Annotated in this window: 27 protein-coding genes and 1 tRNA gene; 19 read left to right on the top strand and 9 right to left on the bottom strand. The window is 72.0% G+C overall.

The features are described 5' to 3' along the window. Positions 1 to 171: 171 nt before the first annotated feature. From ABZ386_RS30480 to ABZ386_RS30470, 3 genes are read right to left on the bottom strand one after another with little or no spacing between them, the layout of a single operon-like run. On the bottom strand, positions 172 to 651 hold the full coding sequence (locus ABZ386_RS30480; protein ID WP_358966760.1) for a cupin domain-containing protein: 480 nt from the start codon (positions 649 to 651) through the stop codon (positions 172 to 174). Continuing rightward, complete coding sequence (locus ABZ386_RS30475; protein ID WP_351347844.1) at positions 648 to 1,256, bottom strand: GNAT family N-acetyltransferase; 609 nt, start codon at positions 1,254 to 1,256, stop codon at positions 648 to 650. Before ABZ386_RS30475 ends, ABZ386_RS30480 begins: the two co-directional genes overlap by 4 nt. Then, on the bottom strand, positions 1,249 to 3,342 hold the full coding sequence (locus tag ABZ386_RS30470; RefSeq protein WP_358966757.1) for a penicillin acylase family protein: 2,094 nt from the start codon (positions 3,340 to 3,342) through the stop codon (positions 1,249 to 1,251). The genes ABZ386_RS30475 and ABZ386_RS30470 overlap by 8 nt, the downstream gene beginning before the upstream one ends. Before the next feature lie 78 nt (positions 3,343 to 3,420). On the opposite strand from ABZ386_RS30470, the gene ABZ386_RS30465 reads away from it, so the two are divergent. The 6 genes from ABZ386_RS30465 (at position 3,421) to ABZ386_RS30440 (ending at position 7,020) form a co-directional block, all read left to right on the top strand. Beyond that, entirely contained in the window at positions 3,421 to 4,140 is a 720-nt protein-coding gene (locus ABZ386_RS30465) for a siderophore-interacting protein (RefSeq protein ID WP_351347960.1), read from the top strand. An 86-nt stretch (positions 4,141 to 4,226) separates the two neighbouring features. Then, positions 4,227 to 4,826, top strand: coding sequence for an HhH-GPD-type base excision DNA repair protein (locus ABZ386_RS30460; RefSeq protein WP_358966754.1), 600 nt, complete (start codon positions 4,227 to 4,229; stop codon positions 4,824 to 4,826). Between the two features lie 366 nt (positions 4,827 to 5,192). Beyond that, the gene (locus ABZ386_RS30455) at positions 5,193 to 5,531 is read left to right on the top strand and encodes a hypothetical protein (RefSeq protein ID WP_358966751.1); all 339 of its coding nucleotides are present in this window, start codon (positions 5,193 to 5,195) and stop codon (positions 5,529 to 5,531) included. Positions 5,532 to 5,591: 60 nt separating this feature from the next. Continuing rightward, positions 5,592 to 5,723, top strand: a complete 132-nt coding sequence (locus tag ABZ386_RS30450) for a hypothetical protein (RefSeq protein WP_269803208.1) — start codon at positions 5,592 to 5,594, stop codon at positions 5,721 to 5,723. Between the two features lie 265 nt (positions 5,724 to 5,988). Beyond that, a complete protein-coding gene (locus ABZ386_RS30445; RefSeq protein WP_004943146.1) occupies positions 5,989 to 6,285 on the top strand; it encodes a type II toxin-antitoxin system VapB family antitoxin in 297 nt (98 codons plus the stop codon). Between the two features lie 120 nt (positions 6,286 to 6,405). Continuing rightward, complete coding sequence (locus ABZ386_RS30440; protein WP_351347958.1) at positions 6,406 to 7,020, top strand: LytR C-terminal domain-containing protein; 615 nt, start codon at positions 6,406 to 6,408, stop codon at positions 7,018 to 7,020. A 171-nt stretch (positions 7,021 to 7,191) separates the two neighbouring features. Here the strand turns inward: ABZ386_RS30440 and upp are convergent, their stop codons facing one another. Further along, positions 7,192 to 7,827 carry a uracil phosphoribosyltransferase gene (gene upp, locus ABZ386_RS30435; RefSeq protein WP_114257496.1) on the bottom strand — a complete coding sequence of 212 codons (636 nt, stop codon included), beginning with the start codon at positions 7,825 to 7,827 and terminating at the stop codon, positions 7,192 to 7,194. Between the two features lie 203 nt (positions 7,828 to 8,030). Between upp and ABZ386_RS30430 the strand changes: the two genes are divergently transcribed. The 8 genes from ABZ386_RS30430 to ABZ386_RS30395 all read left to right on the top strand — a co-directional run bounded on the left by ABZ386_RS30430 (position 8,031) and on the right by ABZ386_RS30395 (position 12,437). Further along, a complete protein-coding gene (locus tag ABZ386_RS30430; RefSeq protein WP_198678215.1) occupies positions 8,031 to 8,240 on the top strand; it encodes a hypothetical protein in 210 nt (69 codons plus the stop codon). Between the two features lie 275 nt (positions 8,241 to 8,515). Continuing rightward, positions 8,516 to 9,052, top strand: a complete 537-nt coding sequence (locus ABZ386_RS30425) for a hypothetical protein (RefSeq protein ID WP_355715028.1) — start codon at positions 8,516 to 8,518, stop codon at positions 9,050 to 9,052. Positions 9,053 to 9,108: 56 nt separating this feature from the next. Further along, entirely contained in the window at positions 9,109 to 9,540 is a 432-nt protein-coding gene (tadA, locus tag ABZ386_RS30420) for a tRNA adenosine(34) deaminase TadA (RefSeq protein ID WP_351340809.1), read from the top strand. Between the two features lie 45 nt (positions 9,541 to 9,585). After that, positions 9,586 to 9,670 (top strand) — tRNA-Ser (locus ABZ386_RS30415). A 116-nt stretch (positions 9,671 to 9,786) separates the two neighbouring features. Further along, a complete protein-coding gene (locus ABZ386_RS30410) occupies positions 9,787 to 9,963 on the top strand; it encodes a hypothetical protein (RefSeq protein ID WP_351340806.1) in 177 nt (58 codons plus the stop codon). Continuing rightward, a complete protein-coding gene (locus tag ABZ386_RS30405; RefSeq protein ID WP_114254004.1) occupies positions 9,963 to 10,256 on the top strand; it encodes a Dabb family protein in 294 nt (97 codons plus the stop codon). The genes ABZ386_RS30410 and ABZ386_RS30405 overlap by 1 nt, the downstream gene beginning before the upstream one ends. 170 nt (positions 10,257 to 10,426) lie before the next feature. Beyond that, the gene (locus tag ABZ386_RS30400; protein WP_351340845.1) at positions 10,427 to 11,263 is read left to right on the top strand and encodes an RNA polymerase sigma factor SigF; all 837 of its coding nucleotides are present in this window, start codon (positions 10,427 to 10,429) and stop codon (positions 11,261 to 11,263) included. 268 nt (positions 11,264 to 11,531) lie between these two features. Further along, on the top strand, positions 11,532 to 12,437 hold the full coding sequence (locus ABZ386_RS30395) for an RNA polymerase sigma factor SigF (RefSeq protein ID WP_351340802.1): 906 nt from the start codon (positions 11,532 to 11,534) through the stop codon (positions 12,435 to 12,437). 479 nt (positions 12,438 to 12,916) lie between these two features. Here the strand turns inward: ABZ386_RS30395 and ABZ386_RS30390 are convergent, their stop codons facing one another. Next, positions 12,917 to 13,111: a hypothetical protein gene (locus ABZ386_RS30390; protein ID WP_351340799.1), complete on the bottom strand. Its 195-nt coding sequence runs from the start codon at positions 13,109 to 13,111 to the stop codon at positions 12,917 to 12,919. 215 nt (positions 13,112 to 13,326) lie between these two features. Between ABZ386_RS30390 and ABZ386_RS30385 the strand changes: the two genes are divergently transcribed. The 3 genes from ABZ386_RS30385 (at position 13,327) to ABZ386_RS30375 (ending at position 17,294) form a co-directional block, all read left to right on the top strand. Next, positions 13,327 to 13,815 (top strand): MarR family transcriptional regulator, encoded by a 489-nt coding sequence (locus tag ABZ386_RS30385; protein ID WP_351340796.1) that lies wholly within the window; start codon positions 13,327 to 13,329, stop codon positions 13,813 to 13,815. A gap of 13 nt (positions 13,816 to 13,828) precedes the next feature. Beyond that, a complete protein-coding gene (locus ABZ386_RS30380; RefSeq protein WP_358966749.1) occupies positions 13,829 to 16,384 on the top strand; it encodes an MFS transporter in 2,556 nt (851 codons plus the stop codon). 88 nt (positions 16,385 to 16,472) lie between these two features. Next, positions 16,473 to 17,294: a YceI family protein gene (locus tag ABZ386_RS30375; RefSeq protein WP_355715015.1), complete on the top strand. Its 822-nt coding sequence runs from the start codon at positions 16,473 to 16,475 to the stop codon at positions 17,292 to 17,294. On the opposite strand, the gene ABZ386_RS30370 is transcribed toward ABZ386_RS30375, so the two are convergent. Together ABZ386_RS30370 and ABZ386_RS30365 are read right to left on the bottom strand one after the other, a co-directional pair. Beyond that, positions 17,277 to 17,987, bottom strand: coding sequence for a GAF and ANTAR domain-containing protein (locus tag ABZ386_RS30370; protein WP_351340788.1), 711 nt, complete (start codon positions 17,985 to 17,987; stop codon positions 17,277 to 17,279). The genes ABZ386_RS30375 and ABZ386_RS30370 overlap by 18 nt on opposite strands. A gap of 57 nt (positions 17,988 to 18,044) precedes the next feature. Then, a complete protein-coding gene (locus ABZ386_RS30365) occupies positions 18,045 to 18,767 on the bottom strand; it encodes an ANTAR domain-containing protein (RefSeq protein WP_351340784.1) in 723 nt (240 codons plus the stop codon). A 278-nt stretch (positions 18,768 to 19,045) separates the two neighbouring features. Between ABZ386_RS30365 and ABZ386_RS30360 the strand changes: the two genes are divergently transcribed. Together ABZ386_RS30360 and ABZ386_RS30355 are read left to right on the top strand one after the other, a co-directional pair. After that, complete coding sequence (locus tag ABZ386_RS30360) at positions 19,046 to 19,339, top strand: STAS domain-containing protein (protein ID WP_351340781.1); 294 nt, start codon at positions 19,046 to 19,048, stop codon at positions 19,337 to 19,339. A 10-nt stretch (positions 19,340 to 19,349) separates the two neighbouring features. Further along, positions 19,350 to 19,820, top strand: coding sequence for a PPOX class F420-dependent oxidoreductase (locus ABZ386_RS30355; protein WP_037760219.1), 471 nt, complete (start codon positions 19,350 to 19,352; stop codon positions 19,818 to 19,820). Between the two features lie 23 nt (positions 19,821 to 19,843). Here ABZ386_RS30355 and ABZ386_RS30350 read toward each other — a convergent pair whose 3' ends face one another. Together ABZ386_RS30350 and ABZ386_RS30345 are read right to left on the bottom strand one after the other, a co-directional pair. After that, positions 19,844 to 20,605, bottom strand: a complete 762-nt coding sequence (locus tag ABZ386_RS30350) for a TetR/AcrR family transcriptional regulator (RefSeq protein WP_356669950.1) — start codon at positions 20,603 to 20,605, stop codon at positions 19,844 to 19,846. 121 nt (positions 20,606 to 20,726) lie between these two features. Then, the gene (locus ABZ386_RS30345) at positions 20,727 to 22,223 is read right to left on the bottom strand and encodes an MFS transporter (protein ID WP_351340775.1); all 1,497 of its coding nucleotides are present in this window, start codon (positions 22,221 to 22,223) and stop codon (positions 20,727 to 20,729) included. Positions 22,224 to 22,303: the final 80 nt, after the last annotated feature.

The raw sequence follows: 22,303 nt of genomic DNA, 5'->3' as shown, positions 1-22,303 counted from the left end.
CTGAAGTCGCCGGGGGTGTCCGACATTGCGCTCCACGTGGGTCTCCGGGGTCGGGCTGTACGGCTCCCGGTCATGTACGGATGGGAGTGGTGTAGCGCTCAGCGGGGGTTCGGCGTGCGTGGTTCGGCGGGTGCGGGTGCGTGGGGGCTGGTCGCGCAGTTCCCCGCGCCCCTAAAAAGCAGGTCGGCCGAGCCCCTGGATCTTGTCAGCCGCTGTCGGATAGCTCGCCGCCAGCTCCGCCGCGTCTCCGTGCTCGTAGCCCTCGAAGGTGAAGCCGGGGGCCATCGTGCAGCCGAACAGGGTCCAGGAACCCCCTTCGGCCACCCTGCCGCCCATCCACGTGCCCGCCGGGACCGTGAACTGGACGTGCTGGCCGTGCAGGACGTCCGGGCCCAGGACCACCGTCCGGCTGCTCCCGTCCGGGGCGAGGAGCAGGAGCTCCAGGGGGTCGCCCCGGTAGAAGTGCCAGATCTCGTCCGTGGGCAGGCGGTGGAGGGCGGAGAAGTCGTCCGCCGTGAGGAGCGCGACGATCGCCGTGCCCTCCGGTCTGCCGTCGGGGCGTTCGGGTCCGGCCCAGGTCTGGCGGAACAGGCCGCCCTCGCGCGGGATCGGCTCCAGCCCGTAGTGGGCGATGAGGTCGTCGGGCGTCACCCGGGGAAGAGTATCTCCCGGTCGAGGAAGGCGAGCTGGGCCTTCTTCTCCGGCAGGTACACGTCCGGGAGGTCGATCTCGGGCAGGACGACCACCGGCCCGGCCGTGAAGCCCTGCTTGAGGAAGCGGGCGATCGCCTTCTCGTTGCCCACGTCCGGGTCGACGACGATCCGCCGGCGGTCCAGGCCGAGCAGCACGTACCGGGCGATGGCGGTCACCAGCCGGGCGGTCCAGCCGGGCTGCCCGCCGTCCGGCCCGGCGGGGGCGAGCAGCAGGTGGACGCCGATGTCGCCGGGCCGGACGTCGTAGCACTCGCCGACGCGGTCGGCCTCCGGCTCGTAGGTCTGCAGGAGCGCGACCGGGTCGCCGTCCCGGACGACGAGGTAGGCGTGGTGGGTGGTGAGCGTGTCCAGGTGGGCGTAGACCTCGGCGACCTGCTGCTCGGTGAGGCCGGTCATGCCCCAGAAGACGGCCCGCTCCTCGCGCGCCCAGGCGTGGATCACCCCGGCGTCGGCCTGCGGGTCCAGCGGCAGCACGCGGACGGTGCCGAAGCCGTCGCTCACCTGCTCGTGGACGGCGGTGCGGGAGGCGTACGGGTCAGACATCGGTCTCCTTCGTCAGCTGCGCCCAGTCGGTGACGACCGGGACGAGGTCTCCCGCGAGCCAGTGGGGGAGCTGGTCGCGGTGGTGGGGCGAGCCGGGGACGCCCGAGGCGCCGAGCGGGACCACCCAGCGGCTGTCCTCGCGCCGGGCCAGGTCCCACACGTACCGGGCGGCCGGGCCCCGGGCGGCGCGGTCGGTGAGGCCCGGCACGCCCGAGGTGCACAGCACGCAGTCGTGGTCGCCGGACAGCCCCGGTTCGTCGTACGGCTGCTCCGGCTCCAGCGCCCGCCAGGGGGCGAGCCGGTGGGTGTCGCCCCAGACCCCGGCCGGCGGTCGCGCGGCCACCTCCTCGATCGCCGCGCGGACGGCCGCCGGGCGGTCGATGCCGTACAGCTCCCCGGCGGCCAGCAGGTGTTCGAGGGCGAAGCCCACACGGGGGACGAGCGCCATCCAGGGCAGGAACACCTCCGGGTACGCCGGCGGTGTCGCCAGCGCGGCGAACGCCGGGTGCGCCGCCAGCTTCCGTACGACCGCGCCGCGCACCGCCGCGTACAGGGCCGCGTCGGCGCTGCCGGCGTCCATGCGGCGGTCCCAGCCAAGGAGCCGGTCCCGGAGGGCGCGGGCCTCGGGGGTGAGGCCGTCGAGGGACTCCAGGTGGTCCAGGAGGGCGGTCGCGGAGGCGAGGTACGTGTCCGTGTGGAGGGCGGGCATGTCGGCGGCGGACCAGCGCTCCTTGCCCGCGAGCAGCGCGGCGATGCGGTCGTGGCGGTGGGGCGGGGCGAACTCGACGCCGAGGGGTGCCGCCGGGCCGCGCTGGTTGGCCATGACGGCGACGCCGTCGGTGAGCCCGGCGCGGGGCGTCTCCTGCCGGCCCCGCCACTCGTGGCCGGGCTCCCAGGCGGGCACCAGGCGCAGCCGGTTGGCCTCGGCGCGCAGCGGCACGAACCCGGCCACGCGGTGCAGCACACCGCCCTCGGTGTCGGCGGCCTGGACGACGTTGACCGGCTCGGCCCAGCGGTCGAAGGCCCGGTCCACGTCGGCGACCCGGCGGGCGCGCAGCAGCGGCAGCAGGGCGCCGAAGCCGAGGTCGCCGGTGACCCGGGGCGGGTAGCGCAGGCTGACGGCGACCGGGGGCAGGTCGGGGTCGGTGGTGCCGCCGTCCAGGCCCTCCGGTCCGCCGATCACCACCGGGCCCCGGCCGGTCTCGATCACCTCGACCTCGACCGGCTCCTCGCCCGCGACCTCGACGGCCTCCGTGTGCCGGGCCGCCCGCCGCCAGACCCCGTCCGGGTCCAGCGCCTCCACCCCGGCACCGGTGCGCCGCAGCCGCTCCCGGTACAGGTCCTGGTAGTCGGCCATGGCGTTGGTGATGGCCCAGGCGACCGTGCCGGTGTGCCCGAAGTGGGCGATGCCGGGGACGCCCGGGACGGCGAGGCCCACGACGTCGAACTCGGGGCAGGAGAGGCGGATCTGCTGGTAGACGCCGGGGTCCTCGATCCAGCGGTGCGGGTCGCCGGCGATGACCGCCCGCCCGGTGACGGTCCGCTCGCCGCTCACCAGCCAGCCGTTGCTGCCGGAGGTGCCGGGGCCGTCGGTGGCGAACAGGCGGACGGCGTGGGCGCCGAGGTGGGAGACGACGTGCTCGCGCCAGAGCTTGGCGGGGAACCCGGCGAAGAGGATGTGCGTGGCGAGCCAGACCCCCAGCGGCGTCCAGGGCTCCCAGCGGCCGGGGGTGAGGCCGGTGCGGGCGAACTCGGGGGCGGCGTCCGCTCCCCGCGCCAGTCCCGCGTTGACCCCGTCGACGTACGCCCGCACCCAGGCGGCCGTCTCCGGGTCCTGTCCCTCCAGGTGCTCGAAGCAGCGTCTGGCGGTGTCGTCGAGTCGGGCGCGTCGGGCGAACCGGTCCCAGGCCAGGGCGCTCTCGCCGAGGAAGGACGCCGAGGTGCCCCGCGCCCGGTGGCGCTCGACCTCCAGCTGCCAGGCCCGGTCGCGGGCGGTGACGAGGCCCTGGGCGTGGGCGAGTCCGGCCGCGCTGCCCGCGCGCAGATGCGGAATGCCCCAGGCGTCGCGATAGATCTCGGTGGCCACGCTGTGCCCCTTCTTTGCTTTAGGTTAGGCTTGCCTAAGTCATGCGTGGCGAAATCGTACGTGAAGGGTGAAGACGCGATGGGGCAGGGGCGGGGTTGGGAGGGCGCGGTCCTCAAACTGCTGCGCGCGAAGGATTTCGAGTTCACCGTGACGGACGCGGAGGACGTCACCCCGGACTACCGGCGGCTGCGCTTCACCGACGGCGGCCTGCTGGCGACGACCGGCGTCCACCCCACCATGTGGGTCCGGCTCTGGTTCGACAACGCGGGCAAGCCGCACCAGCGGGCCTACACCCTGGTCGACCCCGACCCGGCGGCCGGCACCTTCAGCCTGGAGTTCGCGCTGCACGAAGGGTGCGCCAGCGACTGGGCCCGGGCGGCGAAGCCCGGCGACACCATCGAGGCGACCGTCCAGGGCACCGGATTCGAACACCCGAGCCCGGCGCCCTCGCATGTCTTCGCCGTCGGCGACCCGGCCTCGCTCCCGGCCATCAACTCGCTCCTGGACGCCCTCGGCTCCGCCCCGGCCACCGTCTGGTTCGAGGGCGGCGACGACGACCTGCCGTTCCGCACCGACCCGGACCGCCACGAGCTGCGCAAGGTGCCGCGCCAGGACTCCGGCGCCCACCTGGTCGACCGCGTGAGGTCGGACCTGCCCGGGCTCCTCCGGGACACCTCCGACCCGTACGTCTGGATCGCCTGCGACACGGCCACCACCCGGACCCTGGCGGCGTACGTCCGCAAGGAACTGGGCCTGCCCAAGCAGCGCGTGCACGCCCTGGGCTACTGGCGCCCCTGACGGGACGGCGTCCGCGGACTACCGGCGCCCTGAGCGGACGGCGGACTGAGGACGCGGCCCGGACCGCCCCGGGGGATGATCGGGACATGGACGTCACTCTTCACCTCGCCCAGGACCCCGAGGCCGACGCGCTGCTCGGCCGCAGTCCGCTCGCCGCGCTCGTCGGGATGCTGCTGGACCAGCAGATCCCGATGGAGTGGGCGTTCAAGGGTCCGGCGACGATCGCCCAGCGGCTCGGCACCGACGACCTGGACGCGCACGACATCGCCGCGCACGACCCCGAGGCCTTCGCCGCGCTGCTCTCCCGGAAGCCGGCGGTGCACCGCTACCCCGGCTCCATGGCCAAGCGCATCCAGCAGCTGTGCCAGTACCTCGTCGAGCACTACGACGGTGACGCCGAGGCCGTCTGGAAGGACGCCGGCACCGGCAAGGAGCTGCTGAAGCGACTGGCGGAACTGCCCGGCTTCGGCAAGCAGAAGGCCCAGATCTTCCTCGCCCTGCTGGGCAAGCAGCTCGGGGTGCGGCCGACCGGGTGGCGCGAGGCGGCCGGCTCCTACGGCGAGGAGAAGTCCTTCCGCTCGGTCGCCGACATCACCGGCCCCGAGTCGCTGGCCAAGGTACGGGCCCACAAGCAGGAGATGAAGGCGGCGGCCAAGGCGGCCAAGGCCGCCGGAAAGCAGCCGTAACCCACCCGGCCCGCCCCGCCTGGCGGCCCCCTCCCGGCCGCCCCGAGCATGAACCATGCCCGAGCCCCCGAGCCCCGCCCCCGGGCCCCCGAAGTCGGTCCCCTCCCGGGGCCCCGCACGACACGGGACAGGCCCGGCGACCGGCCGCCGGTACGCCGCTGGAGTCCGGTGCAGCCGGCCATCTCGCGGCCCGGCCGGCGGACCGCGCCATGCCAGGGGCGAGCGGCCCGTTTGGCGGCCGCCGGCTGCTCGCGGCCGCTGTCGTGGTCGCCTCGGCCCCGCCCGTCCGGGGCCGCCGTACGCCGACTGGGCGGATCTCACGGCCGGTGGGATGAACGACGTCCGTGCGCCGGGGAACGACCTCCCGTGAGCCCCGCACCGCAGCCCGTCCCCCGCGGCAGCCGCCGAAGCGCCTGGCTGCGGGTCCTCGTGCTGCTGCTCGCCCTGCTCGTGCCGGGCGCGCACGCCGAGGCGCACACCGCGCCGGCGGCCGGCGTCCCGGGGGAGAGCACGATCGTCGAGTGCGACGTCCTCGACGCCGCCCCGCGCCCGGCGGCCCGGGCCGCCCGCCGCGCCCCCGTCCCCCTGCGCCCCACCCCGTTCCGGCGCCCCGGGCCCCCGCGCACCGCACCGCACCCCGTGCCCGTACCGCCGACCCCGCCGCACGACCCCCGCCCCCTGCGTTCCGAGGTCCTGCGCTGCTGAGCGGACCCCACCGGTCCCTCAGTCCCCGCAGTCCCGCACGGAACCAGGAGGAGCACACCCATGCTTCGAGACCCGTACGCCGTCCTGCGCGCCCTGGTGCGCGCGGAAGCCGTCCGCAGCACCCCGAAGGCCGGACCCAAGCCGGACCCGCGGAAGCCGCAGCAGCCCCCGAAGGGGCGGGAACGCGGCTGACCCGCCCGCGGCGGGGGCGGCCACCCGATGCCTCCGCCGCCCGGAACATCCCGACGACACCTCCCCCTTTCGGGCGAATCAGGCGCACGTTCCGCGAAACCGCCCCCAGGAACACCGAGAACAGCGGCGGGCCGATGACAGGGGCTCACCGTCCGGCATATTCACGCCCCTGTTCCCGGTTCGTACCCCCTTGTGGGGTTTTTTTCAGCGTCGTACTCCGTCGCCATGGCTGCGCCCGGAAGGTCGTGACCGGTAGGCTTTCCGTGTGATCTTCAAGCGCATCGGAAACGGCCGGCCGTACCCCGACCACGGCCGGGAAAGCACCCGGCAGTGGGCGGACGTCGCGCCGCGCCCGGTCCGCCTCGATCAGCTCGTGACGACGAAACAGCAGCTCGACCTGGAGACCCTCCTCGCCGAGGACTCGACCTTCTACGGCGACCTCTTCGCGCACGTCGTGAAGTGGCAGGGCGACCTCTACCTGGAGGACGGCCTGCACCGCGCGGTGCGGGCGGCGCTCCAGCAGCGCCAGGTGCTGCACGCGCGCGTGCTCGAGCTCGACTGACCCCGCAGGTCACGGGTTGGCCCTTTCGGGTTCCACTGGGCGACGTCGAATGATCATCTAGTAGGCATCGTCGCCCGGGCGCACTACGCTGCGCTCATGAGCATGCTGACTCCCCCCGGCATGGGCGGCAAGTACCGCATCAAGGGCAACAAGTACCCCCGGATGCGCCGGCCCCGGCGGCGCGGCAGGCTCGTCGCCCTGGGCACCGCCTCCGTCGTGGTGCTGGGCGTGGGCGGCTGGGGCACGCTGCAGCTCATCGACGTCTTCACCGGCGGCGGCAGAAAGGCTTCGGCGGCCGGCGGCGGCACGGAGTGCGGCCCCGCGACGAAGGCGAGCCCCTCGCCCAGCGCCAGGCCCCTGCCCGAACCCCGCGCGATCACGGTCAACGTGCTCAACGCCACCACCCGCAGCGGCCTGGCCAAGAAGACCGCCGACGAACTGAAGAAACGCGGCTTCAAGATCGGCGACGTGGGCAACGCGACCAAGGAGTACGACAAGAAGGTCAAGGGCCCCGGCGTACTGCTCGGCCCCGCCGCTGCCCGCGACACCTCACTGCCCGTGCTCGGCACGCAGCTCCCGGGCGCCGAACGGCGCACCGAGGCGGCCCGCAAGGGCGCCGCCCTCGACCTCGTCATCGGCGACGGCTTCAAGGAACTGGCGAAGAAGCCGGACGCCGACCAGGCCCTGACCAAGCTGGCCAGCCCCGAGCCGGCGCCGTCGAAGAAGGGCTGCTGAACCCCTCAGGGCCCGCGAACCCGCAGGCCCCGTGAGCCCGCAGGGCCCGTGAGCCCTCAGGGCCCGTGAGCCCGCAGGGCCCGTGGACCCGCAGGGCCCGTGGACCCGCAGGGCCCGTGAGCCCGCAGGGCCCGTGAGCCCGCAGGGCCCGTGAGCCCGCAGGGCCAGGGCCTATTCGGCCGCCCCGTACATCCGGTCGCCCGCGTCGCCGAGGCCCGGGACGATGTAGCCGTGCTCGTTCAGGTGCTCGTCGACCGAGGCGGTCACCACCGTCACCGGCGTGCCCGCCAGCTCGCGCTCCATGACCTCCACGCCCTCCGGCGCGGCCAGCAGCACCACGGCCGTCACGTCGTCGGCGCCGCGCCGGATCAGCTCCTGGATCGCCGCGACCAGCGTCCCGCCGGTGGCGAGCATCGGGTCGAGGACGTACACCTGACGCCCCGACAGGTCCTCCGGCATGCGCGTGGCGTACGTGGAGGCCTGGAGCGTCTCCTCGTTGCGGATCATGCCGAGGAAGCCCACCTCGGCGGTCGGCAGCAGCCGGACCATGCCGTCCAGCATGCCGAGGCCGGCCCGCAGGATCGGCACCACCAGCGGACGCGGGTGGGACAGCTTCACGCCCGTGGTCCGTGCGACCGGCGTCTGGATGTCGACCTGCTCGGTGCGCACGTCGCGCGTGGCCTCGTAGGCGAGCAGGGTGACCAGCTCGTCGGCGAGACGGCGGAAGGTCGCGGAGTCGGTGCGCTGGTCGCGCAGCGTGGTGAGCTTGTGGGCGACCAGAGGGTGGTCGACGACGTGGAGACGCATGTCCACAACAGTAACCGGGCCGGATGAGCCCGGCCGCACGGCAAGCCCGCCGCCCGGCCGTCACCCGTTCGCTGGCGTCAAACCGCCCGTCCGGGGGAAAGTGGGAGGGACGGACTGAGGGTGGTGAGCTGATGCCCGACCGGGATTCCCGACACGTTCCGTCGCCGCGCGCACAGCCCGGGACCGACCCGGAGACCGACCGGATGACGGACCAGACGTACCGGACGGACGAGAGGTACCGGACGGACGAGACCGACCGGACGGACGAGTCGGACGCCGAGCGCCGCCGGCGCCGCGCCCGGTTCCTGCGCGACCTGGCCGAGGCCCGGGAGCTGCGCGACCGCGTCCAGCCGCGCCGCGCCAAGACCGCCCGGCTGCGGCACGCGATGCGCATGCGCACCTTCCGCTGGTAGGAAACGGGTGAGGAAACCGCCGGGGAAGATCACGAACCGCGCGGGCGTTGTCGAGGTGGCCGTGCGTGGAGCGCGGGAAAGCCGCGTACGATCCGCAGGTGGCGGCAACGAGCGTGCGATCAAAACTGCTGGACACAGGGAGCCGAAGACGTCCCCTGAACGCCTAGTTTCTGCCACGATTCCGAGTGGGTGGGGCTCGGACGAGCACTCCCCGCCCGCAACCTCCGCCGGGGGGACCCCCAACCGGCACGCCTATGACCAGTGGGAGAGTCACGGTGTACTTCGCCGCACTGCTCGCGCGCACCGAAGACGGGTGGGAAGCGAGCGACACAGAGCTCGACGATGTGGAAACCCTGTCGGATCTGGCCGACCTGGCCCGTGAAGCCTCCCCCGACGAGGACACGGTGCTCGTGCTCATCGAGCAGGAGGACGCCTGGTTCGGCGTCGTCCGCGTGGACGGCGAGGAAGACCCTCGCATCTACGTCTCGGACGCCGCCGCCGCTGCCCGCAGCAGCTACGGCGAGATCCTGCTCACCGACGAGCTGCTCGGCCGGGATCCGGACGACGGGGACGACCTGGACGCCCTCGACCTCGACGGCACCGAGGACGGTGACGGCGACGACGACGACACCGACGACGCCGGCCCGGTCGCCGGCTCCGCCGAGTCCGTGCCGCACGGCCCGGTCGGCGACGCCCGGATCCTGGACGACCTCGGCGTGACCGAGAAGGAGCTGCGGGCGCTCGCGTCGGACGCGGTCACCGAGATCGCCGAGGCCCTGGGCGCCTCGGAGACCCTGGAGACCGTCCGCTGACCGCACGCACCACCCCCGGACCGCCGGATCCGGTACGGGACCCCTGGCGGCCCGCGATGCGACTCGCCCTGGACGAGGCCACCGCGGCCGTCCAGGGCGGGGACGTCCCCGTCGGCGCCGTCGTCCTGGCCCCGGACGGCACGACCGTGCTCGCGGCCGGGCACAACGAACGCGAGGCGGGCGGCGACCCGACGGCCCACGCCGAGGTCCTCGCCCTGCGCCGGGCCGCGGCCGGGCTCGGGCAGTGGCGGCTGGCCGGCTGCACGCTCGTGGTCACGCTGGAGCCCTGCACGATGTGCGCGGGCGCGATCCAGCAGTCCCGCGTCGACCGGCTCGTCTACGGCGCCCGGGACGAGAAGGCCGGCGCGGCCGGCTCCCTCTGGGACCTCCTGCGCGACCGGCGGCTCAATCACCGGCCCGAGGTGATCGAGGGCGTGCTCGCCGAGGAGTGCGCCGGGCTCCTCACGGAGTTCTTCCGCGGCCGCTGAATACCGATTTCGAAGCAGCGCGCACCTTGCTGTAAGGTCTCCCTCGGTAGCGTGTCCGAGCGGCCGAAGGAGCTCGCCTCGAAAGCGAGTGTGGCGCAAGTCACCGAGGGTTCAAATCCCTCCGCTACCGCTGAAGAAGGGCCCCGTCGTCAGACGGGGCCCTTCGTGCGATCAGCCCCTTCGCGTGCCGGACCCTTCGTGCGATCATGTGCGCGGCATGGGACACAAGGGACAGGGGAGGCCGCGATGGCGGTGAACGCTAAGAAGATCGCCGTCTACTTGGTCGTGGTCTTCGTCTTCTATGTGATCATCACCGACCCGGAGAAGGCCTCTGACTACGTCCTGATAGGTTTCCAGGGCATATCGGACGCTGCAGGAGCCCTCGGCGACTTCGCCACCTGGGTCGCCAACGGAGGAAAGTGATGATCCGCCACCTGGTCCTCTTCAAGCTGCACGAGGGCGTCGAGCGCGACGACCCGCGGGTCCTGAAGGGTGTCGAGGCCTTCCGCGCGCTCGACGGCGCGATCCCCGAGATCCGCTTCTGGGAGCTCGGCTGGAACGTCAGCGACCGCCCGATCGCCCACGACTTCGCCATCAACTCGGCCTTCGACGACGCGGAGGCGCTGCGCCGGTACGTGGAGCACCCGGCCCACCAGGCCGGTGTCGCGCTGTGGCGGGAGTTCTCCACCTGGGTGATCGCGGACTACGAGTTCTGAGGCCTTCGCTTCGAGCCCCTCGCCGTACCGGCGGGGGGCTTTTGCGTTCATTCATACCTCAACACGTAGTTATGCGGTGCTTGCACACTGTGCACATGTCTTGTGATGCTATGACCGCTTTTGATGGAAGAGTTGACGGATGAGTTGACGATGACGAGGTGGAGTTGACCGTGCTGGCCAGTACCGCACCTCAGGCACCCACCTCGGAAACGCCGGAATCCACCCCGCCCGCTCCCCAGCGGAGCCGTGGCGCCGACACCCGCGCCCTGACGCAGGTGCTCTTCGCCCAGCTCAAGGAACTCCAGCCGGGCACGCCGGAGCACGACCGGGTGCGCGGGGCGCTCATCGAGGCCAACCTCCCGCTCGTGCGCTACGCGGCCGCCCGGTTCCGCTCCCGCAACGAGCCGATGGAGGACGTCGTCCAGGTCGGCACCATCGGGCTCATCAACGCCATCGACCGCTTCGACCCCGACCGGGGCGTGCAGTTCCCGACCTTCGCGATGCCGACGGTCGTCGGCGAGATCAAGCGCTACTTCCGCGACAACGTCCGCACGGTCCATGTGCCGCGCCGGCTGCACGAGCTGTGGGTGCAGGTGAACAGCGCGACGGAGGACCTGACGACCGCCTTCGGGCGCACCCCGACGACCGCGGAGATCGCCGAGCGGCTGCGCATCACCGAGGACGAGGTGCTGTCCTGCATCGAGGCCGGGCGGTCGTACCACGCGACGTCCCTGGAGGCCGCGCAGGAGGGCGACGGGCTGCCGGGGCTGCTGGACCGGCTCGGCTACGAGGATCCCGCGCTGGACGGGGTGGAGCACCGGGACCTCGTACGGCATCTGCTCGTGCAGTTGCCCGAGAGGGAGCAGCGGATCCTGCTGCTGCGGTACTACAGCAATCTCACGCAGTCTCAGATCAGTGCGGAGCTGGGCGTCTCGCAGATGCACGTCTCTCGGCTACTCGCGCGTAGCTTCCAGCGGTTGCGGTCTGCGAACCGGATCGACGCGTAACCGCAAACAGGAGCGAGAGGTCCCCTGGGGGAGGGAATCGCTCATCAGGGCCGTTCTCGACGGTTCCGGGCCGAAAAGGCGTCAGACCCCTTGTTTGCAGGGCTGATTCGCGTCTCAGATGTCGACATGTCACTACAGCGTGTTGCCGACATGTGACATTCTGCGTGAAGCGCGTTTGCCGGGGCTTCGGCTCCGGTATTCAGGTGAAGGCTGCGTTCCTCAGACGGGGGCGTTCGCCGCGACCGTCCCGCGACCCAAAGGGGGTGGCATGTCCGCAGAACAGGGCAGCTCGAAGGTGCTCACGCTCGCGGAGAGCGAGACAGCTCCCCATGCTCTCGACTCACTCGGCCCCATCGACGACGTTCCGGCCGAGCTCGCGACCGAGCCCGCGCCGGCGCTTGTGGCCACGGGGGCCATCGACACCCGCACCCTGTCCCGCTCCCTGTTCCTGCGGCTGGCCGCGCTCGACGAGGACAGCCCCGAGCGTGCGTACGTCCGTGACACGCTCATCGAGCTCAACCTCCCGCTCGTCCGGTACGCCGCCGCGCGGTTCCGGTCCCGCAACGAGCCGATGGAGGACATCGTCCAGGTCGGCACGATCGGGTTGATCAAGGCGATCGACCGGTTCGACTGCGAACGGGGGGTCGAGTTCCCCACGTTCGCGATGCCAACCGTCGTGGGTGAGATCAAGCGGTTCTTCCGCGACACGTCGTGGTCGGTGCGGGTGCCGCGCCGGCTTCAGGAGCTGCGGCTCGCGCTGACCAAGGCGAGCGACGAGCTGTCGCAGAAGCTGGACCGGTCGCCGACGGTCACCGAACTCGCCTCCGTGCTCGGGGTGTCCGAGGAGGACGTCGTCGACGGGCTGGCGGTGGGGAACGCGTACACGGCGTCCTCGCTGGACTCGCCGGCGCCGGAGGACGACGGCGGCGAGGGGTCGCTGGCGGACCGGCTGGGGTACGAGGACACGGCGCTGGAGGGCGTGGAGTACCGGGAGTCCCTGAAGCCGCTGCTGGCGAAGCTGCCGCCGCGTGAACGGCGGATCATCATGCTCCGCTTCTTCGCGAACATGACGCAGTCGCAGATCGGCGAGGAGGTCGGCATCTCGCAGATGCACGTCTCGCGGCTGCTGACGCGGACGTTGGCGCAGTTGCGGGAAGGGCTGATCTCGGACTGACGTTGACGTAGCGGGCTCGTGGGGGTGCGCGTCTTCGCCTGCCGCCGGGGGGTGTCCGTCCTCGGAACGGCGCGATGGGGTGTCATACCGACTCACTGGCGTTGACGCGCCAACCGCTGCGGGCGGACACCCCCCGACACGTCCCCTTCCGTGGTACGGCGGGTGCGGGCGCGTCGTGGCTGCCGCCCAGCCGCCCTGACTGCGGGCCGCCCGTCCCGCTCAGCTGCGGGGCGCCCGTCCCGCTCAGCTGCGGGCATGCGTGCCGCCGGGCTGCGGCACGGGCTCCCGCCGCTTGGCTGCGAGCCGCCCGTCCCGCCTAGCTGCGGGCATGCGTGCCGCTAAGGGCGGCACGGGTGGGCGCAGCGGCACCCCGCTGCGCCGGGTTGCGGACCCACCCGGCCTCAGCAGAAACGCCCGGTACCGGGCAAGCAGCCTGTTCAGCAGCGCCGTTGCCCGGGCCCGGAAATCCGCCGTACGAGTTACGCGAGCGCCAGCCAAGCCACCGCCGCGATGATCGCCACGGCGACGACTACGCCGACGATGAGACCGATCCGCGGCCCGCCACTGGTCGCCGCGGCCTGCCGCCCCTGCGGCGCCTCGTCGACGAACGCGCGGAACATCTGGGTGCTGCCGGCAGGGTCGTGATTGCCCTGGGGGGCCTGGTTGTTAGCCATGGCCCGAGACCCTAGCGAAAACGCCGGGGCTCCCCAAGTGGGGGTTGGCCTTCCGTTTGTCCGGGCGCGACCCGTACCGCCAGGCTCGCCACCTGCACATTTACTGCCGCAATACTTGCCTTTGCCAAGTTTTTATGGCCGCACCCCCCTCTTTTATTTGCCTTCAGCAACCAACAGATGCCATGGTTGCCCTAAGCAACGAAAGCGGAGGTGCCATGGCCGAGAGGGCGCAGTACGAAGAGCTGGTCCGCCAGTTCAGTGCCTTCGGCGCCGTGAAGCGGGAGCTCGGACGGATCATGCCGGCCGAGTGCCCCGGCGGATCGGCGGCCGTACTGACCCTGCTGGGCCGCCACGGCGACATGCGCATGAGCAAGCTCGCCGAGCTGCTCGCGGTGGACATGTCGGTCACCAGCCGCCATGTCGCGCACGTCGTGGCCCGGGGCTGGATCGAACGCTCCCCCGACCCCGCGGACAAGCGCTCCCGCATCCTGCGCCTCACCCCCGCGGGCCACGCGCAGCTCGACGAGCTGTCCCGGCGGACCACCGAGGTCCTCGCCGAGCGCCTGAGCGACTGGACCGACGAGGACGTCGGCCGGCTCACCCAGCTGATGGCGCGGCTCAGGGAGAGCTTCGACTGCCGGCCCGCGGCCCGGGCGGCCCCGCCCGCCTCCGACCGGACCACCCGTACACCCGCAAGCACGTAAGAAAAGGAAGCCCATGGCAACGACCACACCAGCCGGTGTGCGGGCTCATGCCAAGCACGGGGGAGGCTCCCACGGCTCCTCCGGCGGCGGCGCTCCGATGACGCACCGGCAGATCATGGAGGCCCTCACCGGCCTGCTGCTCGGCATGTTCGTCGCGATCCTGTCGTCGACGATCGTCTCCAACGCCCTGCCCCGCATCATCAGCGACCTCGGTGGCGGCCAGAGCGCCTACACCTGGGTCGTGACCGCCGCGCTCCTCGCGATGACGGCGTCCACCCCGCTGTGGGGCAAGCTCGCCGACCTGTTCTCCAAGAAGCTGCTCGTGCAGCTGGCGCTGGTGATCTACGTGGCCGGTTCGGCCGCGGCCGGCATGTCGCAGAACCCGGCCACGCTGATCACGTTCCGCGCCGTCCAGGGCATCGGCATGGGCGGTCTGTCCGCGCTGGCCCAGATCATCATGGCGGCGATGATCTCGCCGCGTGAGCGCGGCCGGTACAACGGCTACCTGGGCGCCGTCTTCGCCACGGCGATGGTCGGCGGCCCGCTGGTCGGCGGTGTCATCACCGACACCGACTGGCTCGGCTGGCGCTGGTGCTTCTACGTCGGCGTGCCCTTCGCGGTGATCGCCCTGATCGTGCTGCAGAAGACCCTGCACCTGCCCGTGGTGAAGCGGAAGGTCAAGGTGGACTGGGGCGGTGCCTTCTTCATCACCGCGGCCGTCTGCCTGCTGCTGATCTGGGTGACCTTCGCCGGTGACAAGTACGACTGGCTCTCCTGGCAGACGTACGCGATGGTCGGCGGTTCCGTGGTGCTTCTGGCGCTGTTCGTGCTGGTCGAGGCCCGGGCGAGCGAGCCGATCATCCCGCTGCGGCTGTTCCGCAACCGCACCATCACGCTGGCCTCGCTGGCCTCGCTGTTCGTCGGTGTCGCGATGTTCGCGGGGACCGTCTTCTTCAGCCAGTACTTCCAGCTGGCCCGGGACAAGTCGCCGACGATGTCCGGGGTGATGACCATCCCGATGATCGCCGGTCTGTTCGTCTCCTCCACCGTCTCCGGGCAGATCATCACCCGGACCGGGCGCTGGAAGGGCTGGCTGCTCGGTGGTGGCGTGCTCGTGACGGCCGGACTCGGGCTGCTGGGCACGATCCGGTACGACACCGAGTACTGGCACATAGCGATCTTCATGGCGCTGCTGGGTCTCGGCATCGGCATGATGATGCAGAACCTGGTGCTCTGCACGCAGAACCAGGTGGAGCCGAGTGATCTCGGTGCCGCCAGCTCCACGGTGACCTTCTTCCGGTCCCTCGGCGGTGCCGTGGGCGTCTCCGCCCTGGGCGCGGTCCTGGCCAACAAGATCACCGACTACGTCAAGGACGGCCTCGCCGACCTCGGCCCCAAGGGCGCGGCCCTCGGTCACGCCGGCACGGGCGAGGGCAACATCCCCGACCTCGGCGCGATGCCCGCGCCGATCCGCACCGTCGTGGAGAGCGCCTACGGTCACGGCGTCGCGGACGTGTTCCTCTACTCGGCCCCGTTGGCGCTGCTCGCCCTGCTGGTGGCGCTGTTCATCAAGGAGGTCCCGTTGAAGACGAAGGGCGCGCTGGCGCAGGCCGCGGACGCGGACGCACCCGCCGAGGCTCCGGTGGCTCCCGCCGAGGCGGCGGCCGAGGCTCCCGCCGGGCAGAAGGCCGTGCCGAGCTGGGCCGCGGCGGACACCGAGGGCGCCGGCGGGACCGGGCCCGAGGGCACCCAGCGGCTCGCCGCCGTCGCCACGATCGCCCGGGCCGAGGAGCCCTCGTCCGGTGGGGCCGGTGTGCCGGTCCGCGGTTTCGTCCGCGGCAACGAGAGCGCCCCGGTACCGCAGGCCGCCGTGACGCTGATCTCGCTGGCCGGGCGTCAGCTGGGCCGGTCCGTGGCGCAGGCCGACGGCTCCTATGCGCTGGACGCCCCGGCGTCCGGGTCGTACGTCCTGATCGCCTCCGCCGACGGCTACCAGCCGCAGGCGTCCACGGTCGTGGTGAACGGCGAGCCGGTCTCCTACGACATCCTGCTCAGCGGCACCAGCGGGCTGACCGGCCTGGTGCGGGCCGCGGAGAACGGGCAGCCGGTCAAGGACGCGATGGTCATCGTGACCGATGTGCGCGGGGACCTGCTGGCCACCCAGGCCACCGGTGAGCAGGGCGAGTTCTCCTTCGCCGAGCTGGTGCCGGGGGCGGTGACCGTCGCGGTGAACGCCGCCGGGTACCGTCCGCGCGCCCTGCCCGTCGAGGTGGGCGGCACCGGGGTCACCCGGGTCGAGATCGACCTGGACTCGGGCGCCCGCGTCCAGGGCGTCGTCCGCGCCCCGCACGGCCCGCTGGCCGACGCCCGGGTCACGCTGCTCGACCAGGCCGGCAACGTCGTCGGCTCGGCCACGACCGGCACGGACGGGGCGTACGCCTTCACCGACCTGGACGGCGGCGACTACACCGTCATCGCCACGGGCTACCCGCCGGTGGCCACCGCCCTGACGGTCACCGGCCGCGGCACCGACGGCCACGACATCGAACTCGCCCACCCCGGCGAGTAGTACGGACCCCGGCCCGTGGCGGTGGGCGCGCTCTGAGCGGAGGTGCGCCCCCGTCGCGGGCCGGTCTCATTCTGAGGAGTTACGTGTGATGGGACTGACCGCGAGGATCCGCACCCGGGACGGATGGGCCGTGTCGCACGCGGTCGTCACGGTGGCGGACATGACGGGTGCGCAGGTGCTGCGCGCCGAGGCCGACGCGGAGGGGGCCGTACGGGACGTGACGCCGCTCCAGCCGGGGGCGTACACCGTCATCGTCACGGCCGTCGGGTACGCGCCCGCGGCCTCCAGTGTGATCGTCACGGCCAGCGGGCGGGCCGAGGTCGGCACAGTGACGCTGGCCCGGCAGGGCGGCACCGAACTGCCGCCGCCCGGGCCGTGGACCGTCGACCCGGTGCACTCCAGCGTGGCCGCCGTGGCGCAGCACCTGGGCATCTCCAGCGTGCACGGCCGGTTCACGGAGTTCTCCGGCTCGATCGAGATCGCCCCGGACGACGTCACCAAATCGCGGGTCGAGGCAGTGATCCGGGCCGCTTCGATCAACACCGGCAACGACATGCGCGACGGCCATCTGAAGTCGCCTGACTTCCTCGACGTCGAGCGGTTCCCCGAGATCACCTACCGGTCCACGGGGCTGACGGCGTCCGGGTCCGACCGGTGGACCGTCCACGGCGAGCTGGGCATGCACGGCGTCGTACGGCCGGTCGACCTGGACCTGGCCTACCTCGGCACCGGCCCGGACCCCTGGGGCGGCACCCGGGCGGCCTTCCGCGCCACGACCGAACTGCGCCGCGAGGACTTCGCGATGAACTACAACCAGGTCCTGCAGGCGGGCATCGCCGCCGTCGGCACGACGCTCAAGGTGGAGCTGGACATCCAGGCCGTGCAGGGCGAGTCACTGCCGGCCGCGTGACGCGGGGTCTCCCGGCCGGGACACTCTCGCCACCAACTGGCTGCACAGGTCCCGGAGTTTGACGTTCCGGTCCTGCGAGACCCGGCGCAGCCGTTCCAGCGCGAGGCGCGCGTCGATCCGCTCCCGGGCCATGAGGATGCCGATCGCCTGATCGATGACGCTGCGGGAGAGCAGCGCGGTGCGCACGTCGGCCGCCGACTGGCGCCGCCGCTCGATGCGCAGCGCCACGCTGATCACGTCCCCCGCCCGGGCCGCGAAGGCACGGGCCGCGTCCCGGCCCGTGCCCAGCGCGTCGGCCGTCACGCCGTAGAAGTTGATCGCGGCGCCGGTCTCGCCCTCGACGGCGATCGGCACCGCCAGCACACAGTGGACGCCCGCGGACAGCGCGTAGCCCGTGTACGACGGCCAGCGGAGCTCCGCGGCCAGGTCCGGGGCGTACTGCTCGGCGCCGGTCTCGGCGGCCTCGACGCAGGGGCCGGAGCCGTTCTCGTACTGCCGCAGGTCCAGGCCGCTGGGCAGGCCGTCGCTGCCGGCCAGGGTGAGCAGCCGGTCCGCGCGGCGCACCGTGATGCTGCACGCGGCGGCGCCGGGCACCTCCTGCACCGCGCGGTCGGTCAGATCGCGCAGCAGGGTGTCGAGACCGCTGCTGCGCACCATCGCCTGGTCCAGCGTGTCGGACGTCTCGGAGCTCATGACCGTACGGGTATCCCGTCGGCGTCCGTTAACGCACGTGCCGCAACTCACGCCCGCTCACGTGGAGTTGTGAGCGCCGACGATACGGCGGGCCAGATCGCGCAGTTTCACGTTCTCGCGCTGGGAGGCGCGCACCAGGCTCTCGAAGGCCGCGGCCGCGTCGATGCCCTGGCGTTCCATGAGGATGCCGGTGGCCTGGCCGATCAGGTCCCGGGTGTGCATGGCCTCGGTGAGCTGCTCGCGGACGGTCGCGGACTCCAGGGCGATGCTGACGTGCGTGGTGAACAGCCGGCCGATGCGTGTCGCGTCCTCGTCGAAGGCGCCCGGCTTGCGCGCGTAGGCCGTGAGCACGGTCAGCCGGCGGCGGTCGGCGCGCAGCCGCAGCGACAGCGCCGAGCGCAGCCCCAGGGCCGACAGCACGTCCCAGCCCTCGTCGGACTCGCTGTCCGCTATCCGCGCGACGGGGCTGTTCCACAGCTGCTCCCAGTGCCCGGGCCGGTCGCGGCCCTCGTGCCGGGCCTCGGCGGAGCGCACGACCTCGTCGGTCCAGGCGAGGGTGCGGAGTTTGTTGCCGCGCTCGATCTCGGAGATGCCGGCGTGCTCGGCCCCGGGCATGAGGTGGACGGCGAGCCGGACCGCCGTGCGCAGGGTGCTGTGCGGTGTGAGGGTCTCGTGCAGTTGCTGAGAAGCCACCGTGAGGGCTTCGGCCAGCTCGAAGCCGACCTGAAAACGGGGCAAATCAGGAAACTCGGACGCAGCCACCACGAACCTCTTCGGCATGCACGGTCATGACCGTGCGCAGGAGAGCTCCGCAGCACATTCCCGACTGCGAGCACAGGACGGACAGCACTCTAACTGTTCGGTTGCCCCGAAGTGACGTCCGGCCGACGGCCGGGCCAGGGCGCTTTCGCGACCACCCCGCGGCATGGTGCAATGGGCTTCACGGGTCAGGAAGCGGCCTTACCGGAATCCGGACGAACGTCTGCCAGGTGAGCTCCGTGACCTTCCTCCCGAATCCCACCGAATCGCGTGACCTCCCCGGTCGCGTTCATCTCGCCATGCCCGCCGAAATCGACTTCTGCAACGCGGAAGAGCTGCTTCCGCTCGTCGTGTCCGCGGTCGAGGCCCGGCGCGACCGACTGGACGTGCTCGTCCTCGACCTCACCCGCACCTCCTTCATGGACTCCCAGGGCGTCCGCCTCATCAACGACATCCGGCACCGGCTGCGCCCCGGGGCACGGGTGCGCCTGGTGGCCCGGCCCGAGGGTGTCGCGAGCCGCGTCCTGGAGCTGACCGGGCTGCGCCGGGACGTCCCCGTGTACGACAACCTCCCCGAGGCACTGGCGTCGTAGGCTGCCGCACATGGCACCGAACATCGCTACGAACACCCGCGTCTCGCTCGACGAGTTGCTGGACTTCGTCCGCCCCCGGCACCACGCGATCCTGCTGACCCGCCGGGCCGACGGCGGCCCCCAGGGCTCCCCGCTGACCTGCGGGGTGGACGACTCCGGCCGGATCGTCGTCTCCACCTACCCGGAGCGCGCCAAGACCCGCAACGCCAAGCGCGACCCTCGGGTCAGCCTGATCGTCCTCAGCGACGACTGGAACGGCCCCTGGGTGCAGATCGACGGCACGGCCGAGGTCGTCGACACCCCCGACTCCGTCGAGCCGCTCGTGGAGTACTACCGGAACATCGCCGGGGAGCACCCCGACTGGGACGAGTACCGCGCGGCCATGGTCAAGCAGGGCAAGTCCATCATCCGGATCACGCCGGAGCGGTGGGGCCCGGTGGCGACGGGCGGGTTCCCGGCGCGGCTGGTCGAGGGGGAGTAGCCGACCGACGCCTCCGGAGGGGCTCAGCGCTCCCGGGCGACCATCGCCTCGATGCCCGCGACGAGCAGTTCCAGCGCGAACTCGAAGTCGCGCTCCAGCATCTCGGCGACGGTGTCGCCGCCGCGCGCCGCCATGATCTCCTGCGACTCCCGGAGGACGTCGGCGGCCTGCGGGGCCTCCGTGACCGTGCTCAGGGACTGCTGGAAGTACTCGTCCACGGTCTGGCCGGCGGCCGCGGCCCGCGTGGCGAGGTGGCCCTCCAGCGTTCCGTAGCCGTAGACGAACTGGAAGACCGCCGAGATCGTGCTCGTCAGGCGTTTCGCCGGCAGCCCGGTCCTGCGGACGACGCGCTGGACGACCCGCGAGAACGCCAGGTTGTTGGGGCCGATGTTGAGGAAGACGCCGACCAGCGCCGACACCCAGGGGTGCCGCACCAGCAGCGTCCGGTACTCCCGGGCGAGGGCCCGCACCTGGTCGCGCCAGTCCTCGTCGGCGTCCGGGTCGGGCAGCCGCATCTCGCCCATGACCTGGTCCAGGGCGAGTTCCAGGAGGTCGTCCTTGGTGTCCACGTACCAGTAGACGGACATCGCGGTCACGTTCAGCTCTCCGGCCAGCCGCCGCATCGAGAACCTGGCCAGCCCCTCGGCGTCCAGCAGCCGCACGGTGACCTCGGTGATCCGCCCCCGGTCCAGCCCCGAGGGCTGCCCCCCGCCGCGCCGTCGGTGCGCCTTGCTCTCCAGCCAGACGCTGGTCCGCGCCTGACCCTGCCGGGCCGCTTTCGCCATGGCGCACCTTCCTCGATCTTTCAGACGCCGCTCATGCTAGACGCGCCTCTCAGGGGCGCGGGGAACCGCGCGACCAGCCCGAACGCTCCCGCAGCCGCCCACTACCCAGCCGCCCGAGCTCTTAGGCGGACTCTGCCCGCTCGGCCCGCCGCAACAACGCAGCCGCGACCAACCCACCGGCCAGCACAGCCACAGCCCCGACCAATTGACTGGTCTCCAGCCCGGAGGCGAACGCGTCAGAAATACGCGCCCTCTCCGCCGCACTGTCGGCAGACGCCAGCGCCGCCGGCAGCGACGCCGCCGAGACGGCGACCAGGGACGCGAACCGCGAGTTGAGCACCGCACCGAGAACGGCGACCCCCAGCCCGTTCCCGAACTCCGCGAGCGTGCCGTTGATGCCCGCGCCCACACCCGCCTTCTCGGGCGGTATCGCGCTCATGATCGCGTTGGCCATCGCCGGCATGGACAACGCCACACCCGCCCCCATCACGACCAGGCCGAGCAGCATCCCCTCGTACCCGTGCCCGCCGAGCAGCGCGATCGCCGCCAGCCCGGCGGCCACCAGGGTCATGCCGAGCGCGATGGCCGTCGGCGTCCCGGCCTTCCGCACCAGCTTCGCCCCGACCCCCGTGAAGTTGAGCACGACCACGGTCAACGCCAGCGGCGCCGTCCGCAGCCCTGCGTCCAGCGGCTCGTAGCCGAGCACGAACTGCAGATGCTGCGTGAGCAGGAACAGCGAGCCCGTCATGCCGAACGCCACGAGGATCGCGCCCGCGACCGCGCCCACGAACTTCTGGTTGCGGAAGAAGTGCATGTCGAGCATCGGGTGCTCGGTCCGCAGCTCCCACGTCACGAAGAGGCCCAGGACGGCCACGCCGATCAGCGCGGAGACCAGCACCTGCGCGGAGGTCCAGCCATGCTCGGGGCCGGTGATGATCGCGTACACCACGGCCGTCATGCCGATGGTCGACAGCACCGCGCCGACCAGGTCGGGCCGTTCACCCGCCTGGTGCTTGGACTCCGGCACGAGCGCGGCGACCGCGACCAGGCCCAGCACGGCCACCGGGATGTTGATCAGGAAGATCGCGCCCCACCAGAAGTGGTTCAGCATCACCCCGCCGATCAGCGGCCCGGCCGCAAAACCGAGCGAACTGACCGTCGACCACAGCGCGATGGCCTTCACCCGCTCCTGGTCGTCGAAGATCTGCACGACGACGGCGAGGATGGTGGTCATCAGCAGCGCGCCGCCGACGCCCATGCCGGCGCGGGCCGCGATCAGCTGGGCGGGGCTCTGGGACAGGCCCGCCGCCAGCGAGCCGACGCCGAAGATCGCGAGGCCGGACATCAGCAGCAGCTTGCGGCCGTAGCGGTCGGCGGCGTTGCCCGCGGTGAGCAGCAGGCCGGACTGCACCAGCGCGTAGGCGTTCATCATCCACTGGACGTCGGCGGTAGTGGCGTCCATCTCGCGGGTGAGCGAGGGGATCGCCACGTTCAGGATCGTGTTGTCCAGCAGCACGGTGAGCTGGGCGAGGCAGATGACACCGAGGATCAGCCAGCGTTGGGGGTGGCCCTGAGTCGGGGGACGGGCCTGTTCCTGTTCCTGGGGAATCGTCGTCATGCTGTACACCGTAGAATGATTCCCATACGGTGTACAACCGAGTAACCGGGTAACCGGGTAACCGGGTAATTGAGGAAGGG

This window comes from Streptomyces sp. NPDC006140 (genome assembly GCF_040628815.1).
Lineage (GTDB): Bacteria > Actinomycetota > Actinomycetes > Streptomycetales > Streptomycetaceae > Streptomyces.
Note: the sequence above shows the minus strand (reverse complement) of the source record. Positions and strands in the feature narration are given on the sequence as shown.